This window comes from Rugamonas sp., from assembly GCF_025354735.1.
Classification (GTDB): domain Bacteria; phylum Pseudomonadota; class Gammaproteobacteria; order Burkholderiales; family Burkholderiaceae_D; genus Rugamonas.
The window spans coordinates 1-9,650 of the sequence record NZ_JANXMI010000204.1 but is presented as its reverse complement, the minus strand read 5'-3'; the positions used below and the strand labels follow the sequence as shown (position 1 = coordinate 9,650).

Genomic DNA, 9,650 nt, shown 5'->3' with positions numbered 1-9,650 from the left:
CTGCGCGGCGGCCCGGTCGCGCGCGGCGGCTTGCGCTGGTCGGACCGCATGGAAGACTATCGCACCGAAGTCCTCGGCCTCGTCAAAGCGCAGATGGTGAAGAACGCCGTCATCGTGCCGGCCGGCGCCAAGGGCGGCTTCGTCTGCAAGCAGATGCCGAAGGACGCGATCCGCGAAACCATCGCGGCCGAAGGCGAAGCCGTTTATCGTTTGTTCATTTCCAGCCTGCTGGAAGTGACCGACAACCGGGTGCTGGGCAAGATCGTCGCGCCGACCGACACCGTGTGCTACGACGGCGCCGATCCCTACCTGGTGGTGGCGGCCGACAAGGGCACGGCGACCTTCTCCGACATCGCCAACAGCATCGCCGTGCAGCGCGGCTTCTGGCTGGGCGACGCGTTCGCGTCGGGCGGCTCGAACGGCTACGACCACAAAAAGCTGGGCATCACCGCCAAGGGCGCGTTCGAGGCGGTCAAGCGCCACTTCTACGAACTCGATCACGACATGAACACCACCCCGATCACCATGGTCGGCGTGGGCGACATGTCGGGCGACGTGTTCGGCAACGGCGCGCTGCTGTCGCGCCAACTGAAGGTGATCGCCGCGTTCGACCACCGCCACATCTTCCTCGACCCGACGCCGGACGTCGTCACCTCGTTCGCGGAGCGCGAGCGCATGTTCGCGCTGCCACGCTCGTCGTGGGACGACTACAACAAGGAATTGATCTCGGCCGGCGGCGGCGTCTATCCGCGCACCGCGCGCGCTATCGAGCTGTCGCCGCAAATCCGCGCCGCGCTCGATATCGAGGAAACCTCGCTGCCGCCTGAAGAACTGATGCACCGCATCCTGAAGGCGCCGGTCGACCTGTTCTATAACGGCGGCATCGGCACCTACATCAAGGCCTCGACGGAAACCCACGCCCAGGTCAAGGACCGCGCCAACGACAATATCCGCGTCGACGGCGATGAGCTGCGCTGCAAGGTCGTGGCCGAAGGCGGCAACCTCGGTGCCACGCAATCGGGCCGCATCGAATTCGCGCTGGCCGGTGGCCGCATCTTCACCGATGCGATCGACAATTCGGCCGGTGTCGATTGCTCGGACCATGAAGTGAACGCGAAGATCTGGCTGGACGTGGAAGTCAACGCCGGCCAGTTGAGCGAAGCGGACCGCAACCGCGTGCTCAATGAAATGACCGACGATATCGAACGCCTGGTCCTGCGCGACAACACGCTGCAAACGCATCTGCTGGTGCGCGAAGCGCAGGCGCAGACCGAAAGCGCGGCGCAGAAAGGTTATGCGGCGCTGATCGCCAGCCTGGAGGAGGAGGGCGCGCTGTCGCGCGAACTGGAACAGCTGCCGACGGTCGCCGAACTGGCGCGCCGCCGCGCCGACAACCGCGGCCTGACCACGCCGGAGCTGGCGGTCGTCATCGCCAATGTCAAGAACCGCTACAAGCGCATCCTGTCGGCGCTGCCGCTGACGGATCACAGCTGGGCCGAGTCGGTGCTCAAGCCCTACTTCCCCGACCTGCTGGTGGCCACCCGCAGCGCGCTGGCGCACCCGCTGGCCAACGCGATCCTGGCGACGGTGCTGGCCAATGAAGTCGTCAACCGTTGCGGCCCGCTGATGCTGCGCGATCTGGCGGCGGAACACGGCGTCGACGAATCGGCCGTGATCCTGGCGTGGGGCCAGGCCTGGTCCGCGCTGAACCTGGCGCCTATTTTCGAAGCGCTGGACGCCGATGCGCTGAACGTGCCGCGCGCCGTTTCGATCAAGGTCGACGGCCGCACCCGTGGTTTGCAGAAGGCCGTGATCGAAGGCGTGCTGTCGGTGCCCGCCGAGCAGTTGCGCGCCGCCGGCGGCTTGCAGGAGTTGACGCGTTTGTTCGCCAAGCCGGAAATGCTGGCCAGGCTGACGCCGGCCGACGGCCAGTCGGAAGCCGATACGACGCCGTCGCTGCGTTCGGCCTTCGTGCAGGCCTGGAAATCGGTCGACGCCATCGAAGCCGTGGCGGCCTTCGTGTTTGCCGCGCTGTCGGTCAATCGTCCGAGCGGCATGGACTTGCCGGCCTTTTTGCAAGTGGGCATGGCGCTGCGCGGCCAGGCCGGCATCGACACGCTGGAGCGCGGCTTGAAACTGCCGGCGCTGAGCAAGTCGCAGGAGCAGTTGCGCAACTTCGCGCAGCACGCGCTGCGGCGCACGCAGCAACGCCTGCTGACGCAGGTGCTGCAACGGGCCGGCAACGGTCACGATGCGGGCGACGCGGTCGAAGTGGTGGCCAACGCGCTGGGCCTGACCGGCTACGCCGTGGCGACCGATCTGGAACAGGCGATGCTGGACGTGTGGGCGCTGTCCGAAGTGACCACGCCGACCGTGCCGGTTTTGCTGTAAGCCGATGGTGAATGCGATGGCTAATGTGGTTCCATCGGCCGCCAACCCCGACACCGCGCCTGCGGTGTCGGAGGCCGTGCGCGCACTGGCCGAAGCCGATTTCGGTACGGTCGCGCAGCGCTTTGCCGGCGCCGGTTTCGCGGTCGCGCTGCCGGCGCCGGGCATCCTGCAAATCAAGGCCGCCGACGGCCGCCAGCGCGCCAGCGTGCTGGTGTCCGTCGGCGTGCACGGCGATGAAACGGGGCCGATAGAAGTCGTCGCGCATTTGCTGGAGGCCTTGTCGCGGCAGGCGCAGTCGCTGGCGGTGAACCTGATGGTCTGCGTCGGCAACCTAGCCGCGATCCGGGCCGGCAAGCGGTTTATCGACGCCGATTTGAACCGCATGTTTCGCGCCAGTCGCGGTTCGCTGGCCGACGCCGCCGAAGCCGAACGGGCCGATACGCTGATCGCCGCGACCAGCGCCTTCTTCGCCGACGCGGGACCGGTGCGCTGGCATCTGGACCTGCACACGGCGATCCGGCCGTCGCTGTATCCGACCTTCGCCATCGTGCCGGATTTGATCGCGGACGAGGGCAAGACCAAACTGCTGCATTGGCTGGGCGAGGCCGGCATCGGCGCCGTCATCATGAATCCGCAATCGGCCGGCACCTATAGTTACTACTCGGCCGAGCATCATGGCGCGGCCGCCAGCACGGTCGAACTGGGCCGGGTCGGCACGCTGGGGCGGAACGATTTGAGTTTGTTCGCCGACGTCGCGCGCGCGCTCGACGGCCTGCTGCGCGGCGCGGCTCCCGGTGCCGCGACGGTAGAGTCGCATGTGTTCAAGGTGGCGCAGGAGATCATCAAGTTGAGCGATGATTTCCGCATGGCCTTCGACCGCGCTACGCAGAACTTCACCGCGCTGAAGCAGGGCGAAGAAATCGCCCGCGACGGCGCCACCGTGTATGTGGTCAGGCACGCCGAGGAGCTGGTCGTGTTTCCCAACCCCGACGTCCGTGTCGGCCTGCGCGCAGGCTTGATGGTGGTGCGTAGTTCCTGAGTCGAAGAAACCGCTCCGGCGACTAAGCCGGCGTTTTTTCGCCGGTTAGCCAGCACTTCACGTCAGGGTCTGAGCTCGATTGAGCTAGCCTATACGCGACCGGTTTTTAAGCGGCTACGGGAGTCAGCGCCGGGCTTCCGGATGCGCTACACTCGTCGCTTCAGCACCTCGATATCTTCAATAACCATCTCCAGGAGTTCCCATGTCCCTCTCCATGCACCAGATTTCCGTTCCCGTTTTCGTGCGGGGTTTGACTGTGCTTTCCACGCTGCTGGAAAAGGCGCAGGCGCACGCTGAAGAACATGGCATCGTGCCCGACATCCTCATCGGCGCGCGCCTGATCGATGACATGATGTCGCTGGCCGGCCAGGTGCAGCGCGCCTGCGATACGTCCAAGCTGTCGGTCGAGCGCCTGAGCGGCGTGGCGTCGCCCAAGTTCGAGGACAACGAAACCACCTTCCAGCAGTTGCAGGAGCGGATCGCCAATACGATGGCGTATTTACAGGGCGTCGACGCGGCGCATTTCGACGATAGCGCCGCGCGCGAAATCAAGATCAACTTCGGCACCTTCCAGCCGGAGTTCACGGGCGTCGATTATCTGCTCAAATTCGGTCTGCCGAATTTCTACTTCCACATCGTCACCGCGCATGACATCTTGCGCAATCAGGGCGTGAAGATCGGCAAGCGCGATTATCTGGGCCACTTCGGCTGATTTTGAGCTGAGGCCTTGAACTGATCATCCCTTGTGCAGCCAGCGGGCCAGGAGCGCGATGCCGGCCAGCGCGATCACGGCCGCCGAAGCGATGGCGCCGGCGGTCACTGGGTGCATGCGGGAGACGGTGGGGATTTTTTTCATGGTGATATTCCGGAGAGTGGCGCTGTGGTCTGGGTTTTGAAAGGTTAGCGGGCCGCGTTGCCGTAATCTATACGTCAGGCTGTATCAAAGGTAAGCATCTGTAACCGCCGCCGCCGTCGCGGCGCGCGGCCGGTCCCCGAGTTGTGTAACATCGTCACTCCATCACTTGCTCCATCACTCACTCCATCACTCACGAGGTCGCGACATGAGTCAGTTATTTTCACCATACGCGCTGGGCCCTTTGCAGCTGAAGAACCGCATCGCCGTCGCGCCGATGTGCCAGTATTCGGCGCACGACGACGGCTCGGCCAGCGACTGGCACATGATCCATCTGGGCCACCTGGCGCTGTCGGGCGCCGGCGTGCTCAATATCGAGGCCACTTCCATCAGCGCGCAGGCGCGCATCACGGCCGCCGACCTGGGGCTGTACTCGGACGCCAACGAGGCCGCGCTGCGCAAGGTGGTGCAGGCGATCCGCCGCCACGCCAGCATCCCTTTGATCGTGCAGCTGTCGCACGCGGGCCGCAAGGCGTCGACCCAGATTCCGTGGCAGGGCGGCGCCCTGGTCGCGCCGGCCGACGGCGGCTGGCAGACGGTGGCGCCGTCCGCGCTGCCGTACACGCCCGGCGACGCGCCGCCGACGGCGCTCGACGCGGCCGGCATGGCGCAGGTCAAGCGCGACTTCGTCGCCGCCGCGCAGCGGGTGCGGGCGCTCGGCGTCAACGGCATCGAACTGCATGCGGCGCACGGCTATCTGCTGCACCAGTTCCTGTCGCCGTTGTCCAATGTGCGCGACGATGAATACGGCGGCTCGCTGGAAAACCGCATGCGCTTTCCGCTCGAAGTGTTCGAAGCGGTGCGCGCCGCCGTGCCCAAGGAGATGGCGCTCGGCGTGCGCATCTCCGCCACCGACTGGGTCGACGGCGGCTGGGAGATCGAGCAGAGCGTGCGTTTTTCGCAGGAGCTGAAACAGCGCGGCACGGATTTCATGCACGTGTCCAGCGGCGGCTTGTCGCCGTTGCAGAAGATAGCCCCCGGTCCCGGCTACCAGATGCAGTTCGCGGCGCGCATCAAGCGCGAGACGGGATTGACGCCCATCGGCGTCGGCATGATTACCGAGGCGGAGCACGCCGAATCGATCATCGTGCAGGGCGAGGCCGACATGGTGGCGCTGGCGCGGGCCATGTTGTACGACCCGCGCTGGCCGTGGCACGCGGCGGCCAGGCTGGGCGCGCAGGTGCAGGCGCCGCCCCAGTATCTGCGGTCGGCGCCGCACGGCAGCCGGGACTTGTTCGCGAAATAAGGGCGGCGCCGGAGCCGGTCCGCGCACGGTGGCGGCGCGGGCCCGCTGCGCTGTTGCGCCGCCACCCACTTGCCTTTGTAATACAAAAATTTGCTTATGGCGATATAGTCCCAGGCTCTATAATCGCTTAGTTTTTTTGACCGAACGCGATAACAAAGGATAGCCTGTGAACCAAACACTGGGCCAGAAACTGACCCGTACCAAGCCGATCGATACCTCCGCCGATCATGGGCAGAGTCTCAACAGCAGCGGCCTGGCCCGTTCCATCGGATTATTCCCGCTGACGATGATAGGCGTCGGCGCCACCATCGGCACCGGCATTTTCTTCACCATGGTCGAAGCCGTGCCGAAAGCCGGGCCATCGGTGGTGCTGTCCTTCCTGATCGCGGCCATCACGGCCGGCCTGACCGCGCTGTGCTACGCCGAACTGTCGTTCCGCATTCCAGCCTCGGGCTCGTCCTACTCCTTCGCCTACGCCACCGTCGGCGAATTCCTGGCCTTCATCATGGCCGCCTGTCTGCTGCTGGAATACGGGCTGGCGGCCAGCGCGACGGCGATAGGCTGGTCCGATTACCTGAACAACTTCCTCGGCAACGCCTTCAACTGGCATATACCGGAGATGCTGCGCTCGCCGATGATCGTGTCCGGCGCCCAGGGCATCGAATTCCATCCCGGCCACATCAACCTGCCGCCGATCGCGCTGGTCTGCCTGTGCTGCTTCCTGCTGCTGCGCGGCACCAAGGAATCGGCCACCACCAACGCCATCATGGTGATGATTAAGCTGGCGATCCTGGTGTTCTTCGTCGTCATCGCGTTTTCCGGCTTCGACATCAACAATTTCAAGCCCTTCTTCAGCCCGGACAACGGCGCCCACTTCACCGGCATGGCCGGGGTGACGGCCGCCGCCGGCACCGTGTTCTTTTCCTTCATCGGCCTCGACACGGTGGCCACGGCCGGCGACGAGGTGCGCAATCCCAAGCGCAACGTGCCGATCGGCATCCTGGCCGCGCTGGCCATTGTCACCGTGTTTTATATGCTGGTGGCCGTGGCGGCGCTGGGCGCCCAGCCGGCCTACAAGTTCGCCGGGCAGGAAGCCGGCCTGGCCGTGATTTTGCAAAACGTCACCGGCAAGACCTGGCCGGCGCTGATCCTGGCGGCCGGCGCCGTCATTTCCGTCTTCAGCGTGACGCTGGTGACGATCTACGGCCAGACCCGCATCCTGTACGCGATCTCGCGCGACGGCCTGATTCCGAAATCGTTCCAGCAAGTCCATCCGCACACGCACGCGCCGGTCATCAACACGGCCATCGTTTGCTGCGTGGTGGGCCTGGTGGCCGGCTTCGTCGACGCCACCTTCCTGTGGGATATGGTCAGCATGGGCACGCTGACGGCCTTCATGGTGGTGTCGCTGGCCGTGCCGGTGATGCGCAAGAAGGAAAAGGGCAGGGGCGTCAAAGGCTTCCGCGTGCCGTTCGGCCCGTATCTGGTGCCGGGCCTGAGCATCGTCGCCTGCCTGTACCTTGTGTTCGGCCTGTCGACGACGACTTACACCATCTTCGCGATCTGGATGACGGCCGCCGTGCTGACGTATTTCCTGTACGGCATGCGCCATTCGCGCCTGAACTGAGGGAGATAAGTCGCGACGCTCCTTCTTCAGGACGTTAAAAAGCCCCGGTGCTCTCAAGCGACCGGGGCTTTTTTACGCGCGCCGATGATCAGACTCGCGGCGTGCGTTTCGGCCGGGCGCCCAGGTACAGGCGCAGCGACAGGCCGATGACGGCGATGGCCGCCGGGATGTTTTCGATGACGGTCAACATATCATTTCTCCGCGCGGTGGGCGAAATACACACTCAACAGCACGCCGGCGATGCACAGCGTGACCAGGACGTTTTCCATAATGGCGTGCATGATTAGTTCCTCGCCGCGATGACGCGCAGTTCAGCCGACAGGTTGGGCGTGATGTGTTCGTAATCGTCGGCCATGCGGGTCAGGTAGAGGGCGGTCTGGTCGTTGGCCGCTTCTTGCTTGACGGCGAACAGGGCAGCCATCAGGCCGCGGGCCGCGTTGACGACATTGCTGGTATAGCTGGTGGCGACGGCTGCTTCATCGAAGGTGTAGCTGGTGGCTGCGGTATTCATGGTGGGCTCCTGTTAGTGGGGATGTTGCAGTGCAGTATAGGCGCCTTTTTCCCATAAATAAAATTTCAATTCATGATACGAGCCATAGAAATTCGGTATATCTCTACCCGGATTTTGTCGATAAACTAATGTTTGTTAGCAATGGAAAAAGATTGCCGGGAGGCTGCTTGAGAGGCGGGGACGCGGAATCTTGCCCCAAAGATCATGTAAATGAGCAATAAAACATGGGGGGCTGTGGCTACCCATCGCCAATCGCTGATCTGGACATTCAGAAACCGCATAGCTGCGCTGGCGGCCGCTATCGGGGCCTTAAACCGGTTTGCGCCGCGGGGTGGCGGGGGCCAACCTGATTCGGACCTACACGGCCGGCCGCACCGCGCCTTCCATTTCCAGCACGTCGCGCACGATGGCTTCGCTGTGGATGATGATTTTGTCGGCATCGGCCTGCAGCAGGCGGATGCGGCGCTGCACCAGCGGCCAGCCGGACCACGCGCCGTCGGCCGGCGATAGCGCGGCCTCCGCCTCGATGCGCGGTGCCGCGACGACCTTTTGGCCGTGCTGCGCCAGGGCCAGCGTCAGCGTGCGGCACACTTGCGCGTGGCTGCGCGCCAGCATGGCGTTGACGGCGCCGGCCGGCAGTTCGCTGGCGTGGCGCCGCAGGATCGAGCGCAACGCCGCCACGTGCGCCACCAGCAGATAATTCTGCACGATGAAGAGGTTGATGTCTTCCACCGCGCGCTGCTTGCGGGCCGGTTCGTCGAGCATGCGCACCAGCGCGGAGCTGAGCATGGCCAGGCTGTCCATCAGCCGCTTGCGTTCGATGCGATAGCTGAAGTCGTCGCGGCATTGACCCTGTATCAGCGCGAAGCTCGCCTCCATATAGCACAGGTTCACGTCCAGCACCCGGCGGATCAGCGCCGGCAGGCTTTGATATTCCCAGTTGGCCAGCACGAAGCTGAACACCGTCGCCACGGCCGCGCCGATCAGCGTGTCGACCAGGCGCTCCATGACGACGTTGCCGTTGCCCGGCGCCAGCAGGTGCATCTCCAGCAGTATCATCATGCTGACGGCGATGGCGGCGTAGCGGTAGCGCAGGTAGACGAAGGTCGGCGTGGCCACCGTCGACAGCACCAGTATGCCCAGTATCACGGCCGGATAATTGAAGAAACGGATCACCAGCGCCGTCAGCACGCAGCCGATCACGGTGCCGATGATGCGGTCGCTGCGGCGCTGCTTGGTCATGCTGAAGCTGGGCTTGAGGATGATGACGATGGTGAGCACGATCCAGTAGCTGTGCGCCGCGTAGGGCAGGTGCTCGCCGATCGCCAGCCCGACCGATATGGCCATCGCCATGCGCAGCGAGAAGCGCAGGATGGGCGAGTCGAAGCGCAGGTGCGACAGCACGGTCTTGAACTCGTACTTTTGCTGTGACAAAAAGGGCGCCATGTCGGCGTCGATCCAGAACGGCGTGCTGTCGTAGGCCTTTTGCGTCGACAGATGCAGTTCGCCTATCATCTTGACGATGGCGCGCACCTTGTTGCGCTGCGCGCGCAGCACGGCCAGCGCTTCCTGCGCCGGCTTGCCGTCTTCCACGCGCTGGTGCAGGGCGCCGATTTCGGCGTCGATGGCGTCGAGTTCCGGCGCGTAGTCGATGCGCGCGCGCGAGACGCGCTTGCGCGTGACCGCGTAGGCCACCGACTCGATGTCGCGCGCCGCCTTGTAGGCCAGGTCGCGCAGGCTGTTGAGCACCGGCGTGTCGGCCAGGTGCATGCGCAGCTGCGCGTAGTCGGTGTGGGTCGACAGCACCAGCTCATACAGGTCCAGCATGCAGACGTGGGTCTGCACGACGATGGCGTCCTTGCTGTTCTGGTGGCTGCGCAGTATCAGGTCGCGCGAGGCTTGCTGGCGGTCGGCCAGCAGGCT

Annotated in this window: 7 protein-coding genes; 5 read left to right on the top strand and 2 right to left on the bottom strand. The window is 64.6% G+C overall.

The window, feature by feature from the left end; genetic code table 11:
* From Q0S71_RS16405 to Q0S71_RS16385, 5 genes are all read left to right on the top strand, one after another.
* Window positions 1-2,391: NAD-glutamate dehydrogenase domain-containing protein (locus Q0S71_RS16405; RefSeq protein ID WP_295997967.1), on the top strand; the 2,391-nt coding region annotated here is incomplete at its 5' end.
* 16 nt (window positions 2,392-2,407) lie between these two features.
* Entirely contained in the window at window positions 2,408-3,430 is a 1,023-nt protein-coding gene (locus Q0S71_RS16400; protein WP_295997966.1) for a succinylglutamate desuccinylase, read from the top strand.
* 202 nt (window positions 3,431-3,632) lie between these two features.
* Window positions 3,633-4,142, top strand: coding sequence for a DUF1993 family protein (locus Q0S71_RS16395; RefSeq protein ID WP_295997963.1), 510 nt, complete (start codon window positions 3,633-3,635; stop codon window positions 4,140-4,142).
* 349 nt (window positions 4,143-4,491) lie between these two features.
* The gene (locus Q0S71_RS16390; protein WP_295997961.1) at window positions 4,492-5,589 is read left to right on the top strand and encodes an NADH:flavin oxidoreductase/NADH oxidase; all 1,098 of its coding nucleotides are present in this window, start codon (window positions 4,492-4,494) and stop codon (window positions 5,587-5,589) included.
* Between the two features lie 166 nt (window positions 5,590-5,755).
* Window positions 5,756-7,216, top strand: a complete 1,461-nt coding sequence (locus Q0S71_RS16385; protein WP_295997959.1) for an amino acid permease — start codon at window positions 5,756-5,758, stop codon at window positions 7,214-7,216.
* Between the two features lie 283 nt (window positions 7,217-7,499).
* On the opposite strand, the gene Q0S71_RS16380 is transcribed toward Q0S71_RS16385, so the two are convergent.
* Complete coding sequence (locus Q0S71_RS16380; RefSeq protein WP_295997956.1) at window positions 7,500-7,727, bottom strand: hypothetical protein; 228 nt, start codon at window positions 7,725-7,727, stop codon at window positions 7,500-7,502.
* Window positions 7,728-8,084: 357 nt separating this feature from the next.
* Window positions 8,085-9,650: FUSC family protein (locus Q0S71_RS16375; protein ID WP_295997953.1), on the bottom strand; the 1,566-nt coding region annotated here is incomplete at its 5' end.

Excerpts from the sequence above, each read along its gene's own strand:
- Q0S71_RS16400 (WP_295997966.1), top strand. The coding sequence starts at position 2,408 with ATGGCTAATGTGGTTCCATCGGCCGCCAACCCCGACACCGCGCCTGCG.
- Q0S71_RS16395 (WP_295997963.1), top strand. The coding sequence starts at position 3,633 with ATGTCCCTCTCCATGCACCAGATTTCCGTTCCCGTTTTCGTGCGGGGT.
- Q0S71_RS16390 (WP_295997961.1), top strand. The coding sequence starts at position 4,492 with ATGAGTCAGTTATTTTCACCATACGCGCTGGGCCCTTTGCAGCTGAAG.
- Q0S71_RS16380 (WP_295997956.1), bottom strand. The coding sequence starts at position 7,727 with ATGAATACCGCAGCCACCAGCTACACCTTCGATGAAGCAGCCGTCGCC.